The sequence below is a fragment of the Pseudomonas khavaziana genome (genome assembly GCF_036704165.1).
Taxonomy (GTDB): domain Bacteria; phylum Pseudomonadota; class Gammaproteobacteria; order Pseudomonadales; family Pseudomonadaceae; genus Aquipseudomonas; species Aquipseudomonas khavaziana.
On the sequence record NZ_CP129946.1, the window covers coordinates 1,642,539 to 1,669,422 of the forward strand.

A 26,884-nucleotide genomic window follows, 5' to 3' on the forward strand; every position below is an offset into this window, starting at 1 on the left:
TTCCCACGCAGGCGCGTGGGGACGATGGGTTCAGGGCCTGAACGCGCGCATAAACAACCTCACGACCTCCTGCACATGTTCCTCGGCCTCTACGGCGCTCAGTTGCCCGCCGCAGCCATACAACAAGCGAAAATTCGCCGTGCCCTTGAGCAGGCAAAAGAAGTGTTCGGCTGCCTTGAATGGTTTATCGATGCGCAGGGCACCGCTCTGGTCAATCTTGCCGAGCAGGCGCTCCATGCCTTGCAGCATGCGCATGGGGCCGGCTTCAAAGAAGATCTTTGAGAGTTTCACGTCCTGATTGCCGCTGGTCATCATCAGGCGATGCAGGTTCACCGACTCCTCGCTGTTGATCAGCCGATGGAAGCCCCGTGCGATGTTCAGCAGCACCGTCTCGACGGGCATGCCTGCGGGCAACTCGAAGTACATCACCGGCAACTGCTCTTCACACTTGGCCACCACCGCGGCGGTGAACAGCGTCTCCTTGTCGGTGAAGTGGCTGTAGACGGTGAGTTTCGATACGCCGGCCGCCAGTGCGACCGCATCCATACTGGTGCTTGCGTAACCCTTGCTCAAGAACAGAGATTTTGCCGCTTCGAGGATTGCCTGGCGTTTTGCCATGTCCTTGGGACGCCCGGGGCTGGCGGTGTTCACAGGATTGTCGGACATTTTCACCTTTAATACTGGACTGGCGAGTTTGGTATTAATAACATACCGGCCAGTATAATTATTCCTAGCACTATTTGCGAAAGGTCCTTCAGCATGCGCAGCGCCGTCCTGCCCCTTGCTTTGCCTGTCAGCCTGGTCTTCCTGTTGGCCGCCTGCGGCCATGAAGAAGCGACCCCAACCAGCGTCCGCCCAGCCATGGTGGTACAACCGCAACCCTCCGCGCAGGCGATGGACAGTTACCCCGGCGAGGTGCGTGCCCGTTATGAGCCGGACCTGGCCTTTCGCATCGGTGGCAAAGTCAGCAAGCGCCTGGTGGAGGAGGGGGAGCGGGTCAAGGCCAACCAGCCGCTTGCCGAACTCGACCCCCAGGACGTGCGCCTGCAATTGGAAGCTACCCGTGCCCAAGTGGCTGCCGCCGAGGCCAACCTGAGCCTGGTGCGCGCAGAGCGTGATCGCTACAAGACCCTGATGGATCGTCAGATGGTCAGCCGCTCGCAGTACGACAATTCTGAAAACCTCTACCGGGCGGGTGAAGCACGCCTCAGACAGATCAAGGCCGAGCACGAGGTCTCGAGCAACCAGGCCGGCTACGCCGTACTGCGTGCGCCCCAGGAAGGGGTGATAGCAAAGCGTGCAGTGGAAGTGGGCCAAGTGGTCTCCGCTGGCCAGACTGTGTTCACCCTAGCCACCGATGGCGAGCGTGAGGTGTTGATCAGCCTGCCCGAACATGGCTTTGGCCGTTTCAAGATTGACCAAGCGGTGTCGGTGGAATTGTGGAGCCAGCCGGATCAACGCTTCGCCGGGCGCATTCGAGAGCTGTCACCTGCCGCCGACCCGAAATCACGCACCTTCGCCGCTCGCGTGGCCTTCACGGGTGGCAAAGTACCCGCCGAGCTGGGCCAAAGTGCCCGTGTGTTCATACAAGCTGACGGTGTCATTCCACTGTCGGTGCCGCTGTCTGCCCTCAGCGCCGAGAATGGCGCGTCTTATGTCTGGCGCGTACAACCGGACAACACGCTTGAGCGCACCCCGGTGCGCATTGGCGCCTTTGGCGAAAAAACCGTGCCGGTACTGGAAGGCTTGACCCCCACCGACTGGGTGGTTGCCGCAGGCGTGCATGTGCTCCATGAGGGCCAGCAAGTGCGCCCGGTGGATCGCTCCAACCGTGTGGTGAATCTGGCGGCCAAGGAGTAGTCCCATGGGTTTCAATCTCTCCGAATGGGCGTTGCGTAATCGCCAGATCGTGCTGTTCCTGATGATCCTGCTGGCGGTGATCGGCACCTTGTCCTACACCAAGCTGGGGCAAAGCGAAGACCCGCCCTTTACCTTCAAGGCCATGGTGATCAAGACCAACTGGCCCGGCGCCACGGCCCAGGAAGTGTCACGCCAGGTCACCGAGCGCATCGAGAAAAAACTGATGGAGACCGGTGAGTACGAGCGCATCGTGTCCTTCTCGCGCCCCGGTGAATCACAGGTGACCTTCATGGCTCGCGATTCGATGCCTTCGGTACGGATCCCTGAGCTGTGGTACCAAGTGCGCAAGAAAATCAGCGACATCCGCCAGACCTTGCCGCCGGATATCCAGGGACCGTTTTTCAACGATGAATTCGGCACCACTTTCGGCAACATCTATGCGCTGACCGGCGATGGCTTTGACTATGCCGTGCTCAAGGACTACGCCGACCGCATCCAGATTCAACTGCAGCGGGTTCCGGACGTAGGTAAGGTCGAGCTGCTTGGCCTGCAGGACGAGAAAATCTGGATCGAACTGTCCAACCTCAAGCTCGCCACCCTCGGGTTGCCATTGGCCGCGGTACAGCAGGCCTTGCAGGAACAAAATGCGGTCTCGACCGCCGGTTTCTTTGAAACCCCGAGCGAGCGCGTGCAGTTGCGGGTATCGGGCAATTTCAAAACCGTGGAGGAAATCCGCAACTTCCCGATCCGTGTGGGGGATCGCACCTTCCGCATCGGTGATGTGGCCGACATCCACCGTGGCTTCAATGACCCTCCGGCACCGCGCATGCGTTATATGGGCGCAGACGCCATCGGCCTGGCCGTGGCCATGCGTGACGGTGGGGATATTCTGGTGCTGGGTAAAGCCCTTGAAGGTGAATTCGCACGCTTGCAGAAGAACCTTCCTGCAGGCATGGAGCTGCGCAAGGTGTCGGACCAACCGGCAGCGGTGAAGACCAGTGTCGGCGAATTCGTTCAAGTACTCGCCGAAGCATTGGCGATTGTATTGCTGGTGAGTTTTTTCTCCCTCGGTGTGCGTACCGGCATGGTGGTTGCCCTGGCGATTCCGCTGGTACTGGCGATGACCTTTGCCACTATGTATTACCTCGGCATCGGCCTGCACAAGATTTCCCTCGGCGCCTTGGTCCTGGCCCTGGGCTTGCTGGTGGATGACGCGATCATCGCCGTGGAAATGATGGCGATCAAAATGGAGCAGGGCTACGACCGCCTCAAGGCTGCCAGCTTCGCCTGGACCAGCACCGCGTTCCCCATGCTCACCGGTACGTTGATCACGGCGGCGGGCTTCCTGCCGATTGCCACCGCGCAATCGAGCACTGGCGAATACACCCGTTCGATCTTCCAGGTAGTGACCATCGCCTTGCTGGCGTCCTGGGTAGCCGCCGTGGTGTTTGTACCCTACCTGGGGGAAAAGCTCCTGCCGGACCTTGCGAAGATTCATGCAGCCAAGCATGGCGCCGATGGTCCTGATCCCTACGGCACGCCTTTTTACCAGCGCGTAAGACGTTTGGTGGAGTGGTGCGTACGTCGGCGTAAGACGGTCATCGTCCTTACCTTGCTGTTGTTCATTGGCTCGGTTGCGTTGTTCCGCTTCGTGCCGCAACAGTTCTTCCCGGCGTCCGGGCGCCTGGAGCTGATGGTCGATCTGAAACTGGCCGAAGGTGCCTCCCTGAGCAACACCGCCGACCAGGTCAAGCGCCTGGAGACGTTGCTCAAGGAACACGCCGGCATCAACAATTACGTGGCCTATGTGGGCACCGGCTCGCCGCGCTTTTACCTGCCTTTGGACCAGCAATTGCCGGCCGCCAGCTTTGCGCAGTTTGTGGTGCTGGCTAACACCATTGAGGAACGTGAAAGCCTGCGCACCTGGCTGATCGGAACGCTCAACGAGCAATTCCCCGACCTGCGCTCGCGGGTCACCCGCCTGGAGAATGGCCCGCCCGTGGGTTACCCGGTGCAGTTTCGTGTGACTGGCGAGCACATTGAAGAAGTCCGCGCACTGGCCCGCAAAGTGGCGGCCAAGGTTCGCGAAAACGCCCATGTGGTCAACGTACACCTGGATTGGGAAGAACCGAGCAAAATCGTCTACCTGAACATCGACCAGGACCGCGCGCGTGCCCTCGGCGTGAGCACCGCCAACCTGTCGAAGTTCCTGCAGAGTTCCTTGACCGGTTCCAGTGTCAGCCAATACCGGGAGGACAATGAATTGATCGAGATCCTCCTGCGCGGCACTGTCCATGAACGTACCGAGTTGTCGCGGCTGCCAAGCCTGGCGGTGCCGACTAACAACGGTAAAAGCGTGGCGCTGTCGCAGATCGCCACCCTCGAATATGGTTTTGAAGAGGGCATAATCTGGCACCGCAATCGCCTGCCGACAGTGACCGTGCGCGCCGATATCTACGGCAAGGAACAACCGGCGACATTGGTCCAGCAGATCCTGCCGACCCTTGCACAGGTGCGTGCCGAACTGCCGGACGGCTACCTGCTGGACGTGGGCGGCACGGTTGAGGACTCCGCTCGTGGGCAGAACTCGGTGAAGGCGGGTGTGCCGCTGTTCATTGTGGTGGTACTGACGTTACTGATGCTGCAATTGCGCAGCTTCTCACGCACCGCGATGGTATTCCTTACCGCGCCACTGGGGTTGATCGGCGTCACCCTGTTTCTGCTGGTATTCCGCCAACCCTTCGGTTTCGTTGCCATGCTCGGCACCATCGCCTTGTCGGGGATGATCATGCGCAACTCAGTGATCCTGGTGGACCAGATCGAGCAGGACATCAAGGCCGGCCTGGCACCCTGGCAGGCGATTATCGAAGCCACCGTCCGACGCTTCCGACCCATCGTGCTGACGGCCCTGGCGGCCGTACTGGCGATGATTCCGCTGTCGCGTAGCGTGTTCTTCGGGCCGATGGCCGTGGCGATCATGGGCGGATTGATTGTGGCGACAGCGTTGACGCTGCTGTTCCTGCCAGCCCTGTACGCCGCATGGTTTCGAGTGAGGAAGGGCGTCGCGTAATCGTGTTGCCTACGTTCAGACAACGCCTCTTGTTACTTACATGAAGATGCAAAGGCCGTGCGCCGCGGCAGGAACGAATTACGTTGGAACTCCACTTACCTGTGCCTGCCCAGCAGGCACATGGGAAGGGCTCACCCAATCGGTGGTCCGTTTGAAGCAAGTTTTCAGGGAGTTCTTATGTTTCTGTTGTCTGCAATTGCAAGTTTCAAGGGCGCGTTCCTAGGGTCTCTACTCAGCAATTTCCTAACGAGCCAGAAGGAGGATCGCCCCTCCGTTGATAGTTCCGAGCACCACCGGCCAGCTTCAGGTCACCAACATCCTGTTCGCCCGAGTTTTTCGCAGACCCGAGCAGGCGTTCATGGTCATCAATATCCTCATCACACCTACGCTAATCACGATCTACCGCATGTTTATCGTGGGCAGACACCACTCACGTCGTTCTACAGATAGGGCGCAGGTTGCCCGCTGAATATAAAGGCCTACTAGATTTGCGTCGCGTTTCGTACACGGGGTAGGAACCTTTTTTATCAAAATACCACACAAGGATTACTCGGCCTCAGGCTGCTGGCGTATGGAGCACGGTGAGCCGGGTTTTGGTGTGAATCAAATTCTTAAGGAGTGTGTATGCTTTTAAATTTAGTGACGCTACCGACACAGTTTGCCGGCCTCGTGATGGGATCAACGATGGGATCAATGATGGGATTAATGATGGGGTACGGTTCTAGACATGGTGGCGGCGGCTGCAACCAGCCCGTCAATGTCAATATCAACAACGACAACAATAACCTCAACAGCAATGCGAGTTCGTCCGTTGCTCATAACAGCAACATTTTGTCGAACCGGCCCATTCTCTATTGAGCATATTTGTCAAAGCGAAAGGTAGTGAGTACTTGTCGTAAGAGCCCGGTACTTAGGCTTTGCAAAAAACGCCCTGAAAGAGTCAGGGCGTTCTCAATTTTCAACGTTGCGCTTACCCACAAGGGTTATAGGGTGCCAAATACTTTCTTGGCCAGGCTCGTAGCCGCAGCTGCGGGATTCTTGCGAATGGTCTCTTCCTGTTGCGCAATCATCTTGAACAACCCGTCCAGTGCTTGCTCGGTCACATAGTTTTCGACGTTGGCGCTCTTGGCATCCACCGCACCGAAAGCTGCGGCCTTGCCGGCCAGGGCGTTGTACTGCTGGGCCACGCCGACCTTGTCGGTGGCGGCCTTGACGATGGGCAGGAACTTGGCGCGGATTTCCTCTCGGCTGCTTTTGTCCAGGTATTGAGTGGCGGAGTCCTGACCACCACTGAGAATGCCCTTGGCGTCGGTCACACTCATCTTCTTCACGGCGTTGACCAGAATCGGCTGGGCCTGGGTCACGGCGGTTTCAGCCGCCGCGTTCATGCTGGTTTCCAGCTGTGTGACCTGGTCACCCATGCCAAACATTTTCAGCTTGTCGGCGACTTTGCCGAGTTTGCCCGGCAGGCCGATTTTCACTTCCGGGTTGTCGCTGAAACCACCAGGCTTACCCAATTGCTTCACGGCGATCTGCGCACCTTGGGTCAAGGCATCCTTGAGGCCGCCGCTGGCGTCGCCCTGGGACAGGCTACCGAGATCCAGGGCCATGGCATTGGCGCCGAACATCAGCCCGGCGCACAGGGCAGTAAGGCGAAGAGTTTTACGGAGCATTGGCGCTTCCTTATGACGTTGGAATGATCAGTGTGCGACCGCATCGACCCGCAGGCGCAGCGGTTGGGGATCCTGGCCGTTGAGCTGCACGACGTGCCGCTCGGTGGTGATAAACAGTAGCTTGCCGTCCAACTCGATGCGAGCGCTCACCGAGTAGGTGTGACCGGGCTTGACCTGGGCCGGGTCATAGCTCAGGTGAAATGGCAGCGGCACCTGGCCTTTGACCGGGCCTTTCTGTTCGGCGAGGGTCACGGCCGCAGTGTCCATCAGGGACACGTCTTGCAGGCTGACGCTCAGTGTGGCGGCAGGCGGCAAGGCGATGCGTTGCAGGTAGAACACTTCGCCGTCGAGGCTGGCCTTCGGAGTAGGGGTTATCGAGTGGCAAGCTCCGAGCAGGGCAGTCAGGCCCAGGAGGATGATCTTTTTCATGGTACAGCTCCTTTTCAACGGCGCCGGAATCCGCCCGGCGCCTCAGTCAATCTAGCGGCTTTGTTCAGGTGTGACGGCATTTGCTTCGGCCGGTGTCTCGGCGGCACCATCCACGCGGTGCAAGGCGACCTGGCGGATTGACAGGCGGATATCGGCCGGCAGCACGCGTTTGGCCGCGCCTTCGGCCAGCTCGCCAAGCAGGTCGTGATAGCTCAGTTTGCCGGCTTCATCGCGGCGCAGCACATCTTGCTCCAACAACGTCTGGATGAAATGTCGGAAAAGACTCTTGTCGAAGAACTCCGGGGCGTTGAGGCCGTGCAGGATCGACAGGCGCTGGGCCATGATCGTGCACAGGTCTTCCAACTCCTCGGCGCTGATGCTGTTCTGGCCACTGTTGAGCAGCAGCGAGATCGCCATGTAGAAGCGCTGCAGGGTCTGGGCGATGCTTTTGGACAGCAGCGTCAGCAGCACAAACTGCCGCGAGCTCGGTGCCGGGCGCAGGTACACGTTGTTTTCGAAGCGCAACAGGCCTTGTTCGACGAACGCGTCCAGCCATTGGTCGACCACGGTGTCCAACTCCTCCAGCGACCAGCGGATGAACAGCTCCGATTGCAGGTACGGGTAGAGCGCGCGGGTGTAGCGCAGGATCTGTTCGCGGCTCATCCGCGAGCTGCTTTGGAAGAAGCTCGCGAGCAACGCCGGCAGGGCAAAAATGTGCAGCACGTTGTTGCGGTAGTAGGTCATCAGGACGGCGTTCTGTTCGTCCAGGTAGACGATCTTGCCCAGGGCGTCGCTCTGTTCCGACAGCAGTTTCATGTCCTTGACGTGCTTGATCAGCGCCAGGCCATCGCCTTCCGGCAGGGTGGTATGGGGCGAGTAGGGCACTCGGCGCAACAGCGCCAGATACAGGTCCAACTGGCGCGCCATGGCTTGCTCATCCAGGGCCAGGCGCGTGGTCGACAGCAGTGCCAGGGCCACCAGGTTCACTGGGTTGATCGCTGCAGCTTCGTTTAAGTGCCGCGCCACCTGCTCGCCGAGTCGGTTGGTGGTTTCGTTAAGCCAGGCCGGCTTGTAGTTCGGGCCCAGTTCCTGGGCGCGCCAATCCGGTTGTTCGGCGTCGAGGAATTCGGCCAGCTTGATCGGTTCACCGAAGTTGACGGCGACTTGGCCAAAGCGCTGCTTGAGGGCGCCGACCACTTTGAAAATATCGAAGATCGATTCTTTCTTCTTGCTCGCGCCACGCAGTTCCCCCAGGTAGGTGCGGCCTTCGAGCACACGCTCATAGCCGATATATACCGGCACGAACACGATCGGCATGCGCGAGGAGCGCAGGAAGCTGCGCAGGGTAATCGCCAGCATCCCGGTTTTCGGTTGCAGCATGCGTCCGGTGCGCGAACGGCCGCCTTCCACGAAATACTCCACCGGGAAACCCTTGGTGAACAGGGTATGCAGGTATTCATTGAACACTGAGGTGTACAGCGGGTTGCCCTTGAAGGTGCGGCGCATGAAAAACGCCCCGCCACGGCGCAGCAGACTGCCGATCACCGGCATGTTGAGGTTGATGCCGGCGGCGATGTGCGGTGGGGTCAGGCCATTCTTGAACAGCAGGTAAGACAGCAGCAGGTAGTCGATATGACTGCGGTGGCAAGGCACGTAGATCACCTCGTAGCCTTGGGCCACCTTCTGCACGCCTTCGATGTTGTTGACCTTGATGCCGTCGTAGATCTTGTTCCAGAACCAGCTCAGCACCACTTCCAGGAAGCGGATCGCGGTGTAGGTGTAGTCCGAAGCGATCTCGTTGCCATAGCGCAGGGCCAGGGCCTTGGCTTTTTCCGGAGAGATCTTTTCGCGTTCGGCCTCATCCAGGATGGCCTGGCGGACCAGCGGCATATTGACCAGGCCCTTCACCAGATTACGGCGGTGGGACAGGTCGGGACCGATCACCGCCGTCTTCAGGTTACGAAAGTGCACACGCAGGATGCGCTGGGCCATGCGCACGGTGCGTTCGTGGCCTTTATTGTGCTCGATCAATTCACGCAGGTTGATGGGCGCGGAGAATTGCACGCGGGTCTTGCGCCCCAGGATCAGGATGCTCAACAACCGGCGTAGGCGCCCGGTGACCGCCCAGCTATCGGCGAATAACAGCTTCCACGGGCTGGACTCGCTTTCGGGGGATTGGCCCCAGAACACGCTGACCGGAATGATTTGTGCATTCTCTTCGGCGTGTTCGGTGAGGGTATTGACCAGGCGCGCCAGGGTGGGCGGCGTACCGCGCTTGTCCTGGCGGCCGAGCCAATCCGGATCCGGCGTGAGGTAGAAGAACGCCGCGGGCTCCATCAACGGCCCCACCGATACCGGCAGCACCGGGCGCGGCAGGCCGGCCTTGGTGCACTCGGCATCGACCACGGCCAACTCGGTGAGGGAGGGGGATTGCAGGACGTAGAAAACCGGCCGGCTGCGGTCCAGGTTAAGGGTCAGGGACGACTGGTTGATCGTCTCGGAACGAACCCAGAGGTACAACAGTCGGCGCAAGGTGCCAAACACCAGACGGCGGAACGGGGAGCGGGTCATAGGCGAACTGCTTCAAGTGGAAAAAACCGAGCAGGCGCTCGGGCGGGTAGTGTGCCGTATTCGCCGAAAATCGGCAAAAAAGCAGCGATGTAAACTTGAGTTGATGGTTTTTGAGCCTGTCTTATACTCGGCGGTTCAATGCAACCGACTCAACAATAAAAACTAAGTGGGAGTGAACTGATGGCAACGCGAGAAACGGGCAGTGTGAAGTGGTTCAACGATGCAAAGGGCTACGGCTTTATTCAGCGTGAGGATGGCAAGGATGTGTTTGTGCACTACCGCGCCATTCGAGGTGAAGGCCACCGTTCGTTGGCCGAGGGCCAGCAGGTGGAATACGCTGTGGTGACGGGGGAGAAGGGCTTGCAGGCCGAGGATGTGGTCGGTTTGTAAGTTCACTACTGAACCAATGTGGGAGGGGGCTTGCTCCCGATAGCGGTGGGTCAGTCTCTATATTTAGTGACTGACACTCTGCATCGGGAGCAAGCCCCCTCCCACATTTTGATTGGGTCTGCAGCTCGGGATCAGGTGGTCTTCCAGGTGATCTGTTCTTCACCGTCTATGCTGATGCGAATCCAGGTGTCGGCACTTTCCTCTCCTTCTTCCTCGACCCACGTCCCCGGTGCGCAGCGCACTTCGACATTCAGCGCGGCAAATGCGGCACGGGCGCAGGCGATGTCGTCGTCCCACGGGGTCTGGTCGCTTTCCAGGTACAGGCTGTTCCATTTGCCAACAGCCTTGGGCAGCCAGGTGACCGGCACGCTGCCGGCCTTGCACTTGTAGGTCTGGCCTTTCTGGACCCACTCGGTGCACGGCCCCAGGGCGGCGCCGAGCCAGGCGGCGATGGCCTTGTGATCGACGTCGGCGTCTTTCAGGTAAATCTCAATATCGGGTTGGCGCATGGATGTTCCTCGTTGCGGGATTCGAAAATCCATTCGCGGATGCTTGAAAGGCGGTTATTGAAGCACGAAATAATCGTAGCGCATCGACACAGTGACCAGCAGTGGCTCAGCCGCCTCGATCACCTCGCTGCGACGCTCGGCGCTGGCACGCCAGCCGTGGGGCGTCATCGCCAACAGGTTGGCGCGGTCTTTGGGGGCGGCCAGGCTCAGGGTGAATTCCAGGGTTTCACTGTGCGCAAGGCTCATGCCGTCCGGCACCAGGGCCAGGTGTTTGTCGTCGGTGTATTCGCGCACTTCGTCGTATAGGCGCTCGCGCAGTTCCATCAAGTGGCCGCTGGTCGGGCCGACCTTCATCAAGCCGCCGCCGGGGCTGAGCAGGCGCTTGGCTTCTTGCCAATCCAGCGGGCTGAACACGCTGGCGAGGAACTGGCAGCTGGCATCGGCCAATGGCACACGGGCCATACTGGCGATCAACCAGGTTAGGTCAGGGTTACGTTTACACGCGCGCTTGACCGCTTCCTTGGAGATATCCAGGGCATAGCCATCGGCATGGGGCAGGGCCTCGGCGATCTGCGCGGTGTAGTAACCCTCGCCACAGCCGATGTCGACCCAGCGCCGCGGCGCGCGCTCGGCGGCCAGCTCGGCCAGGCGCTTGGCCACCGGGGCGTAGTGCCCGGCGTTGAGGAAGTCACGGCGTGCCTCGACCATGGCCAGGTTGTCGCCCGGGTCGCGGCTGTTCTTGTGCTGCACCGGCAACAGGTTCAGGTAACCCTGGCGCGCGCGGTCGAAACGGTGCCCGGCCGCGCAGGCCACGCCATTGTCCACCGCGTTGAGCGGTGCGCTGCAAATGGGGCAGGCAAGCATCAGGCGAGCAACTTGATCAGGGTCTGGTAATAGATCTCGGTCAGTACATCGAGGTCGCTGGCCAGGATGCGTTCATTGACCTGGTGGATAGTCGCGTTGACCGGGCCCAGTTCGACCACTTGGGTACCCAGGGTGGCAATAAAGCGCCCATCGGAGGTACCGCCGCTGGTGGACGCCTTGGTCTCACGTCCGGTGATCGCCTTGATGCTGGCGGATACCGCATCCAGCAGAGCCCCCGGCTCGGTGAGGAACGGCAGGCCCGACAGTGCCCACTCCACGTGCCAGTCCAGGCCGTGTTTATCCAGGATCGCCGCGACCCGTTGTTGCAGGCCCTCGACGGTGGATTCGGTGGAGAAGCGGAAGTTGAACACCGCCGTCAGGTCACCGGGGATCACGTTGGTGGCGCCGGTGCCGGAGTTGAGGTTGGAAATCTGGAAGCTGGTCGGCGGGAAGAAGGTGTTGCCGTCATCCCAGTGCTCGGCAGACAGTTCCGCCAGGGCCGGCGCGGCGAGGTGGATCGGGTTCTTCGCCAGGTGCGGGTAGGCCACGTGGCCCTGTACACCGCGTACGGTCAGGGTGGCGCCGAGGGAGCCGCGACGGCCATTTTTGACCACATCGCCCACCAGGGTGGTACTCGACGGTTCGCCGACGATGCACCAGTCCAGGCGCTCCTTGCGTGCCGCCAGGCGTTCGATCACGGCCTTGGTGCCGTGGTGCGCCGGGCCTTCTTCGTCGCTGGTGATCAGGAACGCTACCGACCCCTTGTGGTCCGGGTAGTCGCTGACGAAGCGTTCAGCCGCCACCAGCATCGCCGCCAGGCTGCCTTTCATGTCCGCCGCGCCACGCCCGCAGAGCATGCCATTTTCATCGATCAACGCATCGAACGGGTCGTTCTGCCAGGCCTGCACCGGGCCGGTCGGTACTACGTCGGTGTGACCGGCGAAGCACAACACCGGGCCCTCATGCTTGCCGTGGGTGGCCCAGAAGTTGTCCACGTCGAAGATGCGCATCGGTTCAAGCGCAAAACCGGCGTCGCCCAGGCGCTGCATCATCAGCTTCTGGCAATCGGCATCGATCGGCGTGACCGAGGGGCGACGGATCAGGTCGATGGCAAGTTGAAGGGTCGGCGAAAGGTCGGCATGGGCCGTCATGGGGAAACTCCGGAAATCGAGGCGGCGACGTTCTAACTGTAGGAGCGAGCTTGCTCGCGAAAAACTCAAGGGCACCGCGTGCATTCAGGATGCCCACGTCATCGTTAACGATTTTCGCGAGCAAGCTCGCTCCTACAGTGATGGGTGTAAGGCACACAAAAGGGCCGTTATCTTATAGCAAAACGGCGGCCAGAGGCCGCCGTTTAGTGCTTTGCGCAAGTTTTTACACCGCAGGCACAGGCTCTGCCTTCGGTGCGGGCTTGGGCAGCGACGACAGAAACGCCATGATCAGCGCCGCTACGTACGGCAGCGATTGCACCAGCAGCATCACTACCCAGAAGCGTATGTCGTTGCTGGGCAGGCCCTGTACCAGGTAGATCCCCAGCGCGGCGCCCCACAGCAGCAGCATGATGAACATTTCTTCGCGGGCTTCGGAGATCGCCACCCAGAAGCCGTGGTTATCCGCGTTTTTCGGCGTACGAAAGAACGGAATGCTGGTGGTGAAGAAGCCATACAGCACCGCCTTGGCGATGGTGTGGGACAGCGCCAACCCGGCCAGCGCGGCGCAGAACGCATCTTTCAAGTTCACGCCTACCGCACGACGGTAGAGGAAGATGATTTTGCCGACCTTGAACACAAACAACGCCAATGGCGGGATAGCGAAAATCAGCAACGGTGGGTCGACCCGGGTCGGCACGATGATCATTGCCGCCGACCACAACAGCGCGCCGACGGTAAAGAAGATGTTCATGCCATCGGCCACCCACGGCAGCCAGCCAGCGAGGAAGTGGTAACGCTGGCCACGGGTCAGCTCGGTGTCCTTGCCGCGCAACAGGCTGGCGGTGTGGCGCTTGATGATCTGGATCGCACCATAGGCCCAGCGGAAACGCTGTTTCTTGAAGTCGATAAAGGTGTCCGGCATCAGGCCCTTGCCGTAGCTGTCGTGGTAATAGGCCGCCGACAGGCCTTTCTCGAACACGCGCAGGCCCAGCTCGGCGTCTTCACAGATGCACCAGTCGGCCCAGCCCAACTCTTCAAGCACTGAGCGCCGGGTCATGGTCATGGTGCCATGCTGGATGATCGCGTCGCGGTCGTTGCGGGTGACCATGCCGATATGGAAGAAGCCCTTGTATTCGGCATAGCAGAGCTTCTTGAAGGTGCTTTCGTTCTGGTCGCGGTAATCCTGGGGCGACTGCACCACAGCGATTTTCGGGTCGGCGAAGTGCGGCACCATGTGCTTGAGCCAGTTGGGCGACACGCAGTAGTCCGAGTCGATCACCGCGATCACTTCAGCATCCTTGGCGGTGTGCGGGATCAAGTAGTTCAGCGCGCCACCCTTGAAACCAGCCAGAGGGGCGACGTGGAAGAACTTGAAGCGCGGGCCCAGGGTTTCGCAGTAGTCACGCACCGGTTCCCACACCGCAGGGTCCTTGGTGTTGTTGTCGATGATCAGGACTTCGTAGTCCGGGTAATCGAGGGCGGCCAGGGCGTCGAGGGTCTGTTTGACCATCTCCGGCGGCTCGTTGTAGCACGGCACATGGATGGACACTTTCGGGCGGTAGTGCGAATCCCCGATCACCGGCAGGAATTCACGCCGACGCTTGTGGGTCCACACCGCTTCTGCCAGTTCGTGGGCTTCGGTCAGCAACACGATAAACACACCGAGGGCGCCCAGGGCGAGGAGGATGCCCACGGTGACGCTGAACCAGGTGCTGTATTGCTGGCTGTAGTCGTAGCCGATCCAGACCAGCACTGACCCACACAGGAACGCGACAAAGGTCAGGAAAGTACGACCGCGTTGACGCAGGGCCGAGCCGTCGATCATCAGCAGGGTCAGTGACAGCAGTGCAAGCACCACCGAGCCGATGGCCAGTACGCGCCATTGCGGGATCGCCACCACCGGGCCTTCAAAATTGAATTTCTGCTGGCGTGCGGCGTTGAACACGCCCCAATACGCGCCCGCCGAGCCTTCGTCGCTGACCTTCCAAGGCTGGTCAAAGGCCTCGATCACGAAGTAGTTATAACCCTGGCGATTGAGCTTGTTCACCAGCGTGCGCAGGTAAATCGCCTGGTCGGCTGGGGACGACTCATTGCCACCGCGCATACGGCCGTTGCTCGGCCAGCCAACTTCCGACAGCAGCAGCGGTTTTTTCGGGAAGGCTTTCTTCAGGTCTTTGGCGCGGTCGATCACGTATTGGCCGGCCTTGTCCATCGGGATGTATTCCCAGAATGGCAGGATGTGCGCGGCAATCAGGTCAACGTGCTTGGCCAGTTGCGGGTTCTTTTCCCAGATGTGCCATTGCTCGGAGGTGGTCACCGGTACTTTTACCGCGGCGCGCACCCGGTCCAGCAGCACGATCAGGGCTTCTGGGGTGATTTCTTTTCGGAACAACGCCTCGTTGCCGACCACCACGCGCACAACACTGCGCGAGGTGTTGGCGATTTCGATGGCGCGCTGGATTTCACGCTCGTTGCGTTCCAGGTCCGGGCTGATCCAGATCCCCAGGGTCACGCGCAGGCCGAACTCTTCGGCCAGCTTGGGGATGTCGCCCAGGGTGCCGTCGACCGAGTAGGTACGGATGTTATCCGTCAACTTGCTCATGATTGCCAGGTCTTGACGCATCTGTTCATCAGTGGGGAACTGGTTTTTCTGCGGGTACTGGCCCTGCTGGAACGGCGAGTAGGAAAACCCGGAGATCTGTTCAGGCCAGTTGGGAGTGGTGACCGGGCGGTTGATCAGCGCCCAGAAGCCGGTGAACAGCGCGGCAATTGCCAGCACTACCACCAGGTTGAGTCCAAATTTACGCGATGACATGGCGATTTCGGGTTCCAAAAGGTGTGGAACGAAAAGAGGTGTCGGCCTACGCCGAACGGCGCGCATCCTACACCGGCCCCTTCCTGAGCGTATAGCAGACAAGGAAAAGCCGGACATTAGTCTGCGAAAGTTCACCTAAGTTCTTTACTTGTAGCTGGAAGCTTCGAACTTGTCGCTCTGTAGTCCATAATGCGCGCCGGTTTTTGGGGTAATGATCATGAGTACAGAAGATCCGCGGTTTGCAGGCGTCGCCCGCTTGTACGGCATTGAGGGCCTGGAACGCTTGAAAGCGGCCCATGTGGCAATTGTCGGCGTCGGCGGCGTAGGCTCCTGGGCGGCGGAAGCGATTGCCCGTTGCGGGGTGGGCGAGATTTCACTGTTTGATCTGGACGATGTCTGCGTCAGCAATAGCAACCGGCAGTTGCATGCCCTGGATAGCACCGTGGGCAAGCCCAAGGTCGAGGTAATGGCCGAGCGTCTGCGAGGCATCAATCCGGATTGCACCGTGCATGCGGTGGCGGATTTCGTCACTCGCGACACCATGGCCGAGTACATCACCCCGAACATCGACTGCGTGATCGACTGCATCGACGCCGTCAACGCCAAGGCGGCGCTGATCGCCTGGTGCAAGCGCCGCAAGATCCAGATCATCACCACCGGCGGCGCCGGCGGGCAGATTGATCCCACGTTGATCCAAGTGTGCGACCTGAACCGTACCTTTAATGACCCCCTGGCCTCGAAAGTGCGCTCCACCCTGCGCCGCGACTATGGTTTCTCCCGCACTGTGACCCGCCATTACAGCGTGCCCTGCGTGTTTTCCACTGAGCAGCTGCGCTATCCCAAGCCGGACGGCAGCATCTGTTTACAGAAGAGTTTTGTCGGGGATGGGGTCAAGCTGGACTGCGCCGGAGGGTTTGGCGCGGTGATGATGGTGACCGCTTCGTTCGGCATGGTCGCGGCGACCAAAGCGGTAGATAAGATTGTGGCTGGTGTGCGCAGACCTTCGGAGCGGGTCAAGCCCCTCTGAGTCTCAGAGCTTTACACCGTTCAAAATGTGGGAGGGGGCTTGCTCCCGATGGCGGCCTCAGGGCCGACCAGGATGTTGGATCAGACTGAGTACATATCCGTTATTTGGGTAACGGCCGCTATGGGTTCCGCCCTTACGGCGGCTCACTTTTGAACAAACAGCGCAAAAGTAAGCAAAACGCTCTTGCCCCACCACTCGGCACCTCGCTCAGGCTCGGTGTGCCCGTAATCCGCCATGGATTTGGGGGGGCCGCCGCCACGCGCCATCCATGGCGCGGGGCGGCTAAACCGGCATCCCTGCCGGTTTACCCCCCAAATCCCTGTCGAATTCCGACCAGCGTGGTTTAACGGGGCGCCTGAGATCAAAAGCAGATCAAGGTCAAGAGCGGCTCGCTTCGCATCGTGGTTACCGTCGGTTGCTATCAAGTTGGAGTGTCAGATTGATAGATCTGGTGGCTGATACGCCGCCATCGGGAGCAAGCCCCCTCCCACATTCAGTTGTGTGTATGGCTTAGTTCGCGCATACGTTGCAGGACTGCATTCAAGCCGTTGGTGCGCGATGGTGACAGCTGCCGGGACAGGCCTAGTTGTGCAAACCAACCCGGCAAATCCACCGCTTGCAGTTCATCAGCCGACACCCCATTGACCCGCGCCAGCAACAGCGCCACCAACCCGCGAATCATCCTTGCCTCGCTGCTGGCAGCAAACTGCCAATGGCCGTCCTGCAAATGCCCCACCAACCACACCAGGCTTTCACAGCCTTGCACCAGGTTGGCGTCGACCTTTTCATCATCCGCCAACGCGGGCAGTCGCTCGCCCCATTGCATCAGCATCCGCGCGCGCTGCTCCCAACCGCCGACAGCCTGGAATGCCTGCAGCGCAGCCATCGCGTCCACTGGCAAGCTCATCGCAACATATCCAGCGCCTGGTCCAACGCTTCAAAGAAGCGCTCCAAGTCATCGGAGTCGTTGTACAGCGCCAGGGACACTCGAATGGCGCCGGATAAGTGCATGGCCTTGAGCAGCGGCATTGCACAATGATGCCCGGCGCGCACGGCGATGCCTTGCTCGGTCAACAGGTGAGCCAGGTCGGCGTTATGCACACCGTCCACCACAAAGCTCACCAGCGCTGCTTGCGGTGATCCCAGTACGCGCACGCCATTGCGTGCTTTCAGCCCGCGCAGCAAATAGTCGTGCAGTGCCGCTTCATGGGCGGTCACGGCGTGCTGATCCAGTGAGCTCAGGTAATCCAGGGTGGCACCCAGGCCGATCACGCCGGCAATGGGCGGCGTGCCGGCTTCGAACCCCAGTGGGGCAGGGCGGAAGCTGGCGCCTTGATAATCTGCCTGCTGCACCATCTCGCCGCCAAACTGCCAGTGGCGCAGGTGATGCAGGGCAGCGTTGCGACCGAACAGCACGCCGACGCCGTCCGGGCCGTAGAGCTTGTGGCTGGAAAATACGTAGAAATCGCAGCCCAGGGCCTGTACGTCGTGGCGACCATGCACGATGCCTTGGGCGCCATCCACAACAGTCAGGGCACCGTTTGCCTGGGCCAGCGTCAGTAGCGCTTCCAGCGGCTGCCAGGTGCCCAGCACGTTGGACAACTGGCTCACCGCCAGCAGGCGCGTGCGCGGGCCGATCAATGATGCGGCGGCTTGCAGGTCGATCACGCCGTCATCGTCCAGGGGCAATACCACCAGCGTCAGCGCACGCCGTTTGGCCAATTGCTGCCAGGGCAACAGGTTGGCGTGGTGTTCCAGGGCGCTGATGGCTATCTCATCGCCCGCATTGAATAGGTGCTCAAGGCCATAGGCCAGGAGGTTCAGCGCAGAAGTCGCGCCGTGTGTGAACACGATCTGCCCGCTGTCACCTGCGTTCAACCACTGTGCGGCCTTGCTGCGACTGTCTTCAAAGGCCTGGGTCGCATGGGCGCCGGGCAAATGTTGGGCGCGGTGCACATTGGCCGCACCATTGGCGTAGTAATGGCTGATCGCATCCAGCAGGGCTTGGGGTTTTTGCGTGGTGGCGGCGTTGTCCAGATAGGTCTGGTCTTGCCGTTGCAGGGTGGCGATGGCCGGGAAATCGGCGCGCCAGGGGGAGGGCACAAGCATGGTGGTCAAAACTCGTATAAGCGGGCCGCCCCGAAGGTGCGACCCGCTAGTGGCATCGAGTGGCTGCTTAGTTGTGAGCGTGCAGCGCTTCGTTCAGTTCGATGGCCGATTTGTGGGTTTTGCATTCCACGGCACCGGTCTCGGAGTTACGACGGAACAGCAGGTCTGGTTGGCCAGCCAGCTCGCGCGCCTTGACCACCTTGACCAGCTGGTTTTGCTCGTCGAGCAGGGCAACCTTGGTGCCGGCGGTGATGTACAGGCCCGACTCCACGGTGTTGCGATCGCCCAATGGGATACCGGTACCGGCATTGGCGCCGATCAGGCAGCCTTCGCCCACCTTGATCACGATATTGCCGCCGCCCGACAGGGTGCCCATGGTGGAGCAACCGCCGCCCAGGTCCGAGCCTTTGCCAACGAATACGCCTGCCGATACGCGGCCTTCGATCATGCCCGGGCCTTCGGTGCCGGCGTTGAAGTTGACGAAACCTTCGTGCATCACGGTAGTGCCTTCGCCCACGTAGGCGCCCAGGCGGATACGCGCAGCATCGGCGATACGCACACCGGCCGGTACCACGTAGTCAGTCATTTTCGGGAACTTGTCCACCGAGAACACCTCCAGCAGATCGCCACGCAGGCGCGCTTCGAGTTGGCGTTCGGCAAGCTCGTTGATATCGATGGCGCCCTGGCTGGTCCAGGCCACGTTCGGCAGCTGCGGGAACACGCCGGCCAGGTTCAGGCCGTGGGGCTTGACCAGGCGATGGGACAGCAGGTGCAGCTTGAGGTAGGCCTCAGGCGTGGAGGTCAGCGCGGCGTCTTCGGCCAGTAAGGTAGCGACCAGCGGCGTATGGCTTTCTGCCAGGCGATTTAGCAGCGCGGCTTGGGTGGCGTCGACGTTCTTGAGTGCATCGGCCAGTTGCAGCGCTTGGCTGATGGTGAACGTGATCGCCTGGTTGCCCTCGGTGTAACCCAGGATCGGCGCAATGGCGGCAACGATCTCGGCCGACGGGTTGAGCAACGGTTGTGCGTAAAACACTTCCAGCCAAGCACCTTGGCGGTTCTGAGTGCCGACGCCGAAGCCCAGGCTGAACAGGGAATTGGACATGCTGTTACCTCTACAAAAATGGAAGGCTGGCCTACTTGAGGGCCGCCGAATAACTATCTGGCTTGAAGCCAATCAGGGTTCTGTCACCGAGATCGAGCACCGGGCGCTTGATCATCGAGGGTTGTGCGAGCATCAATTCAATGGCTTTCGACTGATCGAGATCGGCTTTGCGTTCGTCTTCGAGTTTGCGAAAGGTGGTGCCCGCACGGTTCAAAACCACCTGCCAACCGTGCTCGTTGCACCATTGGGTCAAGTGTTCGCGGTCGATACCGACCGTTTTGTAGTCATGGAACTCATAGCTCACCGCGTGCTCATCGAGCCAGGTGCGCGCCTTTTTCATGGTATCGCAGGCTTTGATGCCGAAAAGGTGCAAGGTTTTGCTTGAAGCGGTCAAGGAATTGCCCCCCTTTGGACGTACGAAAATGAAAGGTCACGGATTATGCCACGACCAGCAAGTTTCGGCGCCGCTCGTCAACACTCTGCGACTTTTGTGCAAAAGCCTGCGCGTAGCATGAACGGGTAACATAGCCGGGTAATATGGCACTTCAACGGCCAGTTGTTGCCTCACGAGTGTCGTTGCAAGTCGATTGCCCGGGAAACCCGCGTTATGCAAACCGCTTATACCGTTCTTATCCTGCTGATGCTGGTCAGCGTTTCGCGCCTGGTCGGGCGTGTCATTCCTCTGCCCTTGCCGCTGGTGCAGATTGCCGCCGGAGCCTTGTTGGCCTGGCCAACGCTGGGGCTGCATGTGGCCCTGGACCCGGAGCTGTTCCTGTTTCTGTTTCTGCCACCATTGCTGTTTTCGGATGGCTGGCGCATGCCCAAGCGCGAATTGTGGCGTCTGCGCGGGCCGATCCTGACGCTGGCGGTAGGGTTGGTGTTATTCACCGTGGTCGGCGCCGGCTACTTCATCCACTGGATATTGCCGACGATTCCGCTGCCTGTGGCCTTCGCCCTGGCGGCAGTTTTATCACCAACGGATGCCGTGGCGGTGTCGGCCATTTCCCAGAACCGTTTACCCAAGCCGCTGATGCATATGCTTCAGGGCGAGGCGTTGATGAATGACGCGTCGGGCCTGGTCACCTTCAAGTTCGCCCTGGCAGCGGCGTTGACCGGGGTGTTTTCCCTGGCGGATGCCAGCCTGACATTTGTGTTGGTCGCCGTGGGCGGCCTGGCGGTCGGCGTGGCGTTGAGCTGGCTGGTTGGCCGCCTGCGCGCCTGGATGATCGCGCGGGGCTGGGATGACCCGGCGACCCATGTGGTGTTCATGCTGTTGCTGCCCTTTGCTGCCTACGTGTTGGCCGAGCGGCTGGGCGCTTCGGGCATTTTGTCGGCGGTAGCGGCGGGCATGATGCAGAGCTGGCTTGACCTGCTGCCACGCCAGACCAGTACGCGCTTGCTCAATCGCAGTGTCTGGTCGTTGCTGGAATTCGCCTTCAACGGCCTGATCTTCCTGCTGCTCGGCTTGCAATTGCCGGACATCATCAAGGCGGTGGTGAGTCACGAAACCACGCTGTGGCCCACCCTGTTGTATCGCTGCCTGGATGTGGTGGCGATCTTCCTGGTGCTGGTGGTATTACGTTTTATCTGGGTGCAAAGCATCTGGCGCCTGTCGGGCTTGCTTCGCAGGCTGCGTGGGAAAAGTGCGCTTACCCTGGTGCCGACCGCCCGTTCCTGCTGGTTGTTGACCGTCGGTGGTGTCCGCGGGGCTGTGACCTTGGCCGGTGTCATGTCGGTGCCGCTGCTGTTGGCACCGGGGCTGAATTTCCCTGAGCGTGACCTGCTGATCTTCATTGCGGCCGGGGTGATTTTGTTGTCGCTGGTTGCTGCCTGTATCGCGCTGCCGTTGTTACTGCGTGGCGTCGAAAAGAGCCCGGATGAAAAGCGCCATAACGAGGTGCGCGAGGCGTGGAAAAAGACTGCGGTGGCGGCCATTCATGCGCTCGAGGCCGAGGAGCCCGCAGAGGCCGAACCGTCGGATGCGGCCCAGGCTGCACTGGCTACGGAGTTGAAGGCCCGGCTGATGTCGGAATACCGCCACCAACTGGAGGTCTTCAATGACTCGGCCGAAGCCCAGGCGCTGGCGCAACAGATGGATCAGCTGGAGCGCAAACTGCGGCTCAAGGCCCTGCGTGCACAACGCCTGGAGCTTTATAGCTTGAGCCGCCATCACCAGATTGGCGATGACGTTTTGAGGGAAGTGCTGGCGGAATTGGATATGAGTGAGGCGAATCTGGGTCACATGAAGTGACCCATGGGCCTTATCGGCGCCGTTGGATAAAGTCTCGAATCCGCTCGGCCGCTTCCACGCATTCAGCTAGCGGTGCCACCAGCGCCATGCGCACGCGCCCGGCGCCTGGGTTGACGCCATCCACTTCCCGTGACAGGTAAGAGCCCGGCACCACGGTCACGTGTTCTTCTACGAACAAATCACGGCAGAAAGCAGCATCGTCGCCATTCACGTTCGGCCACAAATAAAAACCACCGTCCGGGCTCTGCACATCCAGCACTGGTTTAAGGATCGCCAGCACCGCGTCGAACTTCTCGCGATACAGGTCACGGTTGGCCTGTACGTGGGCTTCGTCCTGCCAGGCGGCAATGCTTGCCAGTTGGGTTTGCACCGGCATCGCGCAGCCGTGGTAGGTGCGGTACAGCAGGAAGCTCTTGAGGATGTCGGCATCGCCGGCCACAAAGCCCGAGCGCAGGCCTGGCAGGTTGGAACGCTTGGATAGACTGTGGAACACCACGCAACGCTTGAAGTCCTGGCGGCCCAGTTCGACGCAGGCACTGAGCAGGCCCGGCGGCGGGGTTTGTTCGTCGAAGTACAGCTCGCTGTAGCACTCGTCGGCGGCGATTACGAAGTCATGTTCGTCGGCCAGGGCGATGAGTTTTTTCAGAGTGCCCACCGGGATCAGCGCGCCGGTCGGGTTGCCTGGCGAGCACAGGAACAGGATCTGGCAGCGTTTCCAGATATCCGGCGAAACCGCCTCGAAATCCGGGTTGAAGCCGTTGGCATCCAGGCACGGCAGGTAGTGCGGCTTGGCGCCGGCCAGGAACGCGGCGCCTTCGTAGATTTGGTAGAACGGGTTCGGGCTGACCACCAGTGCATCGTCGCCGCGGTTGACCACGGTCTGGGTAAAGGCGAACAGCGCTTCACGGGTGCCGTTGACCGGCAGGATGTTACGCGCCGGGTCCAGCCAGCCCTTGGGCACGTTGAAGCGGCGTTCGCACCAGGCGCCGATGGCTTCGCGCAGTGCAGGGATGCCCAAGGTGGTGGGGTACACCGCCATCTGGTCGAGATTGTTGCTCAGTGCCTCGGCAACGAATGCTGGCGACGTGTGCTTGGGCTCGCCGATAGACAGCGCGATAGGGCGTTTGTCCGGGTTTGGCGTGACACTGCCGAGCAGAGCGCGCAATTTCTCGAAGGGGTAGGGCTGCAACTGGTTAAGGGCGTTGTTCATCGAAGATCTCGTTAATTCAGTTGTAATGCGATGTGCCGGACAAAGCAGAGCTAAAGGTGGGAGGGGGCTTGCTCCCGATAGCGGCCTGTCAGTTGATCTCTTTGTTGCTGACCCACCGCTATCGGGAGCAAGCCCCCTCCCACAATAAGCCGGGTGTTCAAATAGTCAGGCGCGTCAGCTCAACGCCAGGCTCCTGGGTCACGCTCAATTGCTGCACGATGGCGTCCTGCAAGCGTCGGCACAGTTCCGGGTCGGACAGCGGCTGGTTGTCGGCATCGGTAATGAAGAACACGTCCTCTACCCGCTCGCCGAGGGTCGCAATCTTGGCGTTCTGCAATGACAGGTCGAATTCAAGGAAAATTCCGCCGATGCGTGCCAGCAGCCCCGGACGGTCCGGTGCGCTGAGTTCCAGCACTGTCACCGGGCGCTGTGCATCGTTGGAAATAGTCACCTGGGGCGCAAAGGCAAAATGCTTGAGCTGGCGTGGCACTCGGCGTTGGATAATGGTCGGGTAATCATCCGGGTTGCGCAGTGCTTCCGTCAGGCCCTCGCGGATCTTTTTCACCCGCACCGGGTTGTCGCCAATCGAGTCGCCGTCGGTGTCGAGCACGATGTAGGTGTCGAGGGTGAACTGGCTGCTGGAGGTGATGACCCGGGCGTCGTGGATATTCAGGTTGAGCTGGTCCATGGCGGCCACGGTCACGGCAAAAAAGTCGTGCTGGTCTGGCGCATAGATGAAGATCTGCGTGCCGCCTTCAAATTCGCGCTGGGTGGTTTCCTTGATCAGCACCAGGGGGCCGCCATCAGCCGGTTGCTGCAGGATCGCGTCGCTGTGCCAGGCCACGTCGCCTGCGGTGTGGCGCAGGAAATAATCATCACCCAGTTGCGACCAGAGTTGCTCGACGTCGTCCGGGTCATTGCCACCGCGCACCAGGATATCCAGGGCCGCGCTCTGGGTGCGGCGGATCTGCTCTTCGCGATCCACCGGGTTCTCCAGGCCGCGGCGCAGGGCGCGCTTGGTCTCCGTGTAGAGCTGGCGCAACAGGCTGGCACGCCAGGAGTTCCACAGCGTGGGGTTGGTGGCGTTGATGTCGGAGACCGTCAGCACGTACAGGTAGTCGAGGCGGGTTTCATCGCCGACGATTCCGGCGAAGTCGTGGATTACCTGCGGGTCGGACAAGTCCTTGCGCTGGGCTGTGGTCGACATCACCAGGTGGTTTTGCACCAGCCAGACAATCAGGCGGCTGTCCCACAGGGGCAACTGGTGGCGCTGGCAGAAGGCTTCGGCGTCCACTGCGCCAATTTCCGAGTGGTCGCCATGCCGGCCCTTGCCGATGTCGTGGTACAGCCCGGCCAGGTAGATCAGCTCGGGCTTGGGCAGCTTGGCCATCAACTTGCTGGCCAGCGGGAATTTCTCTGACACCTGGGTGTACTGCAACTTACGCAGATGCTTGATGAGGTTCAGGGTGTGGGCGTCGACGGTATAGATGTGGAACAGATCATGTTGCATCTGCCCGACGATAAAGCCGAACTCCGGCAGGTAGCGCCCGAGGATGCCGTAGCGGTTCATGCGCCGCAGGTTGCGGTGGATGCCGATGCGGCACTTGAACAGCTCGATGAACAGGCTGGTGTTGCGGATGTCGTTGCGAAATTCGTCGTCGATCAGGTGGCGGTTTTCCCGCAGCAGGCGAATGGTGTCGGCGCGCACGCCTTTGATTTCCGGCTGCTGGGCCATCAGCACGAAGATTTCCAGCATGGCGAACGGGGTGCGGCGGAACACGTTGTCGTTGCGTGCTTCGATATAGCCATCGTGCAGCTGGAAGCGCGCATTGATCGGCTGTGGCGGCGCTTCGTCTTCGGGGGCCAGGATCACCTCTTCGAAGTGCTGGATGATCAGGTCACTGAGCTGGGCGATGCTCATGACCACACGGTAATACTGCTGCATGAAGCTTTCGATGCTGGTCTTCGCGTCTTCGCCTTCAAAGCCCAGCAGGGTGGCAATGGAGCGCTGGTGATCGAACAGCAGGCGGTCTTCGGATCGCCCGGCGAGCATGTGCAGGGCGTAGCGCACCTTCCACAGAAACTCCTGGGACGAGGCCAGCAGGGTGTTTTCGCTTTCCACCAGGAAGCCTTCGCCGGCCAGGGCGCGCAAGTTCAGCGTGCCATATTGGCGGCGCGCCACCCATAGAATCGTCTGAATATCCCGCAGCCCACCCGGGGAGCCTTTGACGTTGGGTTCCAGGTTGTATTCGGTGTCGTTGTACTTGTGATGCCGCGCCTTCTGTTCGGCGCGCTTGGCCAGGAAGAAATCCTTGCTCGGCCACATGTGTGCAGTGCTGGTGACCTCGAGCATACGTTGGCGCAGGCGCTCGGGGCCGGCGATGGTGCGGCTTTCCATCAGGTTGGTGATCACCGTCAGGTCGGCGCGGGCTTCTTCGGCGCATTCGGCCACCGAGCGCACGCTCTGGCCGACCTCCAGTCCAATATCCCACAGCAATGTCAGAAAACGCTCGATGGAATCGCGAAAGATCTCGTGGTCGGCGCTGTCCAGCAGGATGAGCAGGTCGATGTCGGAGTAGGGGTGCAGCTCGCCGCGACCGTAGCCGCCGACCGCCACCAGGGCGATATCGGCGTTTGCGCTCCAGCTGAACTGTTCCCAGGCTTTTTGCAGGATGTTATCGACGAACCAGGCACGATCCTCGATCAGGCGACGGATGTCCCGACCGCTGCGAAAGCGTGCGTCGAGCACTTCGCGGGCTTGGCGGATGGCCTTCTTGAAGGCGGCGATGGGGCTCGCCTTCAGTGCCAGTTCGGCCTGGAACTGGCCGCGGTCGAAGAGTTCGGGATCCACCTGGGGCATCGATCGGCTTTCCTTTCTATCTAATAGTCAGTCACAGCACAGCCTGGGAAAACCAGCACAGCCTTTTACGCAGAGACGCGAGGGATTGTGTCGTCGGCGCGCAGGGTGAAGATCTCGTAGCCGGTGTCGGTGACCAGCAGTGTGTGTTCCCACTGGGCCGAGAGCTTGCGGTCCTTGGTGATGGCGGTCCAACCGTCGCCCAGTACCTTGGTGTCGGACTTGCCCTGGTTGATCATCGGCTCGATGGTGAAGGTCATGCCGGCCTTGAGTTCCATGCCGGTGCCGGCCTTGCCGTAGTGCAGGATCTGCGGTTCTTCGTGGAACACCTTGCCGATGCCGTGGCCGCAGAATTCGCGCACGACCGAGAAGCCGTTCTTTTCCGCGTGCTTCTGGATCACTTCGCCGATGTCACCCAGGCGGCAGCCAGGCTTGACGATCTCGATGGCCTTGTACATGCATTCCTGGGTGACCTGGGACAGGCGCTCGGCCCACACCGGCACGTTGCCGACGTGGAACATGCGGCTGGTGTCGCCGTGGTAGCCATCCTTGATCACGGTGACGTCGATGTTCAGGGTGTCGCCGTCCTTCAGCGGCTTGTCACCGGGAATCCCATGGCAGACCACGTGGTTGATCGAGGTGCAGATCGATTTGGGGAAGCCTTTGTAGTTCAGCGGGGCAGGGATGGCCTTTTGCACGTTGACTATATAGTCGTGGCAGATACGGTCCAGCGCTTCGGTGGTGACACCGGGCTTGACGTGTTCGGCAATCATTTCCAGCACGTCGGCAGCCAGTTTGCCGGCAACGCGCATGCCTGCGATGTCTTCGGCGGTTTTCAAGGTAACGGTCATACAGGCTCTCTCTAGCGCGACGCGCTGAAATCAATACGGTTCACGGGGGCGCGACAAAGGGTTGAAGTATTCGCGCAAGTCCCAAAAAACGCGATTCTAACAGACGATGGTGTCAAATCATGAGCGTCTGGTGATCGCTTCTCTC

The 26,884-nt window shown here is 60.5% G+C and carries 21 protein-coding genes; 6 read left to right on the forward strand and 15 right to left on the reverse strand.

Annotated features, from left to right (window positions below):
• Positions 1-30: 30 nt before the first annotated feature.
• On the reverse strand, positions 31-666 hold the full coding sequence (locus tag QYQ93_RS07200) for a TetR/AcrR family transcriptional regulator (protein ID WP_043050905.1): 636 nt from the start codon (positions 664-666) through the stop codon (positions 31-33).
• A gap of 93 nt (positions 667-759) precedes the next feature.
• Between QYQ93_RS07200 and QYQ93_RS07205 the strand changes: the two genes are divergently transcribed.
• From QYQ93_RS07205 to QYQ93_RS07215, 3 genes are all read left to right on the forward strand, one after another.
• Positions 760-1,860, forward strand: coding sequence for an efflux RND transporter periplasmic adaptor subunit (locus QYQ93_RS07205; RefSeq protein WP_338476615.1), 1,101 nt, complete (start codon positions 760-762; stop codon positions 1,858-1,860).
• Between the two features lie 4 nt (positions 1,861-1,864).
• Positions 1,865-4,930, forward strand: coding sequence for an efflux RND transporter permease subunit (locus QYQ93_RS07210; RefSeq protein ID WP_338476616.1), 3,066 nt, complete (start codon positions 1,865-1,867; stop codon positions 4,928-4,930).
• A 624-nt stretch (positions 4,931-5,554) separates the two neighbouring features.
• Positions 5,555-5,788 (forward strand): hypothetical protein, encoded by a 234-nt coding sequence (locus tag QYQ93_RS07215; protein ID WP_043050901.1) that lies wholly within the window; start codon positions 5,555-5,557, stop codon positions 5,786-5,788.
• Between the two features lie 125 nt (positions 5,789-5,913).
• On the opposite strand, the gene QYQ93_RS07220 is transcribed toward QYQ93_RS07215, so the two are convergent.
• Genes QYQ93_RS07220 through plsB form a run of 3 tightly spaced genes read right to left on the reverse strand, consistent with a single transcriptional unit; the run spans position 5,914 to position 9,603 of the window.
• Complete coding sequence (locus QYQ93_RS07220; RefSeq protein WP_043050900.1) at positions 5,914-6,603, reverse strand: DUF4197 domain-containing protein; 690 nt, start codon at positions 6,601-6,603, stop codon at positions 5,914-5,916.
• 27 nt (positions 6,604-6,630) lie between these two features.
• Positions 6,631-7,032 (reverse strand): YbaY family lipoprotein, encoded by a 402-nt coding sequence (locus QYQ93_RS07225; RefSeq protein ID WP_043050899.1) that lies wholly within the window; start codon positions 7,030-7,032, stop codon positions 6,631-6,633.
• 51 nt (positions 7,033-7,083) lie between these two features.
• Positions 7,084-9,603 carry a glycerol-3-phosphate 1-O-acyltransferase PlsB gene (gene plsB / locus QYQ93_RS07230; RefSeq protein ID WP_043050898.1) on the reverse strand — a complete coding sequence of 840 codons (2,520 nt, stop codon included), beginning with the start codon at positions 9,601-9,603 and terminating at the stop codon, positions 7,084-7,086.
• 180 nt (positions 9,604-9,783) lie between these two features.
• Between plsB and QYQ93_RS07235 the strand changes: the two genes are divergently transcribed.
• Complete coding sequence (locus QYQ93_RS07235; RefSeq protein ID WP_043050897.1) at positions 9,784-9,993, forward strand: cold-shock protein; 210 nt, start codon at positions 9,784-9,786, stop codon at positions 9,991-9,993.
• A gap of 131 nt (positions 9,994-10,124) precedes the next feature.
• Here the strand turns inward: QYQ93_RS07235 and QYQ93_RS07240 are convergent, their stop codons facing one another.
• From QYQ93_RS07240 to QYQ93_RS07255, 4 genes are all read right to left on the reverse strand, one after another.
• Positions 10,125-10,502, reverse strand: a complete 378-nt coding sequence (locus QYQ93_RS07240) for a hypothetical protein (protein WP_043050896.1) — start codon at positions 10,500-10,502, stop codon at positions 10,125-10,127.
• 54 nt (positions 10,503-10,556) lie between these two features.
• Positions 10,557-11,366 carry a putative RNA methyltransferase gene (locus QYQ93_RS07245; RefSeq protein ID WP_338476617.1) on the reverse strand — a complete coding sequence of 270 codons (810 nt, stop codon included), beginning with the start codon at positions 11,364-11,366 and terminating at the stop codon, positions 10,557-10,559.
• Complete coding sequence (dapE, locus tag QYQ93_RS07250; protein WP_043050894.1) at positions 11,366-12,517, reverse strand: succinyl-diaminopimelate desuccinylase; 1,152 nt, start codon at positions 12,515-12,517, stop codon at positions 11,366-11,368. The genes QYQ93_RS07245 and dapE overlap by 1 nt, the downstream gene beginning before the upstream one ends.
• Positions 12,518-12,740: 223 nt before the next feature.
• Positions 12,741-15,332: a glycosyltransferase gene (locus tag QYQ93_RS07255; protein ID WP_338476618.1), complete on the reverse strand. Its 2,592-nt coding sequence runs from the start codon at positions 15,330-15,332 to the stop codon at positions 12,741-12,743.
• A 217-nt stretch (positions 15,333-15,549) separates the two neighbouring features.
• Here QYQ93_RS07255 and tcdA point away from each other — a divergent pair, with 217 nt between their 5' ends.
• Positions 15,550-16,359 (forward strand): tRNA cyclic N6-threonylcarbamoyladenosine(37) synthase TcdA, encoded by an 810-nt coding sequence (tcdA, locus tag QYQ93_RS07260; protein WP_422394039.1) that lies wholly within the window; start codon positions 15,550-15,552, stop codon positions 16,357-16,359.
• Positions 16,360-16,852: 493 nt separating this feature from the next.
• On the opposite strand, the gene QYQ93_RS07265 is transcribed toward tcdA, so the two are convergent.
• The 4 genes from QYQ93_RS07265 to QYQ93_RS07280 all read right to left on the reverse strand — a co-directional run bounded on the left by QYQ93_RS07265 (position 16,853) and on the right by QYQ93_RS07280 (position 19,910).
• Positions 16,853-17,266: a SufE family protein gene (locus tag QYQ93_RS07265; protein WP_043049609.1), complete on the reverse strand. Its 414-nt coding sequence runs from the start codon at positions 17,264-17,266 to the stop codon at positions 16,853-16,855.
• Positions 17,263-18,468 carry a cysteine desulfurase gene (locus QYQ93_RS07270; protein WP_338476620.1) on the reverse strand — a complete coding sequence of 402 codons (1,206 nt, stop codon included), beginning with the start codon at positions 18,466-18,468 and terminating at the stop codon, positions 17,263-17,265. Before QYQ93_RS07270 ends, QYQ93_RS07265 begins: the two co-directional genes overlap by 4 nt.
• A gap of 67 nt (positions 18,469-18,535) precedes the next feature.
• Entirely contained in the window at positions 18,536-19,570 is a 1,035-nt protein-coding gene (dapD, locus tag QYQ93_RS07275; RefSeq protein ID WP_043049611.1) for a 2,3,4,5-tetrahydropyridine-2,6-dicarboxylate N-succinyltransferase, read from the reverse strand.
• Between the two features lie 31 nt (positions 19,571-19,601).
• Positions 19,602-19,910 carry an arsenate reductase gene (locus tag QYQ93_RS07280; protein ID WP_231998992.1) on the reverse strand — a complete coding sequence of 103 codons (309 nt, stop codon included), beginning with the start codon at positions 19,908-19,910 and terminating at the stop codon, positions 19,602-19,604.
• Positions 19,911-20,177: 267 nt separating this feature from the next.
• On the opposite strand from QYQ93_RS07280, the gene QYQ93_RS07285 reads away from it, so the two are divergent.
• A complete protein-coding gene (locus QYQ93_RS07285; RefSeq protein WP_338476621.1) occupies positions 20,178-21,821 on the forward strand; it encodes a Na+/H+ antiporter in 1,644 nt (547 codons plus the stop codon).
• A gap of 10 nt (positions 21,822-21,831) precedes the next feature.
• On the opposite strand, the gene dapC is transcribed toward QYQ93_RS07285, so the two are convergent.
• The 3 genes from dapC to map form a co-directional block, all read right to left on the reverse strand.
• Positions 21,832-23,031: a succinyldiaminopimelate transaminase gene (gene dapC, locus QYQ93_RS07290; RefSeq protein WP_338476622.1), complete on the reverse strand. Its 1,200-nt coding sequence runs from the start codon at positions 23,029-23,031 to the stop codon at positions 21,832-21,834.
• A 157-nt stretch (positions 23,032-23,188) separates the two neighbouring features.
• Positions 23,189-25,891, reverse strand: coding sequence for a [protein-PII] uridylyltransferase (locus QYQ93_RS07295; protein ID WP_217880358.1), 2,703 nt, complete (start codon positions 25,889-25,891; stop codon positions 23,189-23,191).
• A gap of 65 nt (positions 25,892-25,956) precedes the next feature.
• Positions 25,957-26,739, reverse strand: a complete 783-nt coding sequence (gene map, locus QYQ93_RS07300) for a type I methionyl aminopeptidase (protein WP_338476623.1) — start codon at positions 26,737-26,739, stop codon at positions 25,957-25,959.
• Positions 26,740-26,884: the final 145 nt, after the last annotated feature.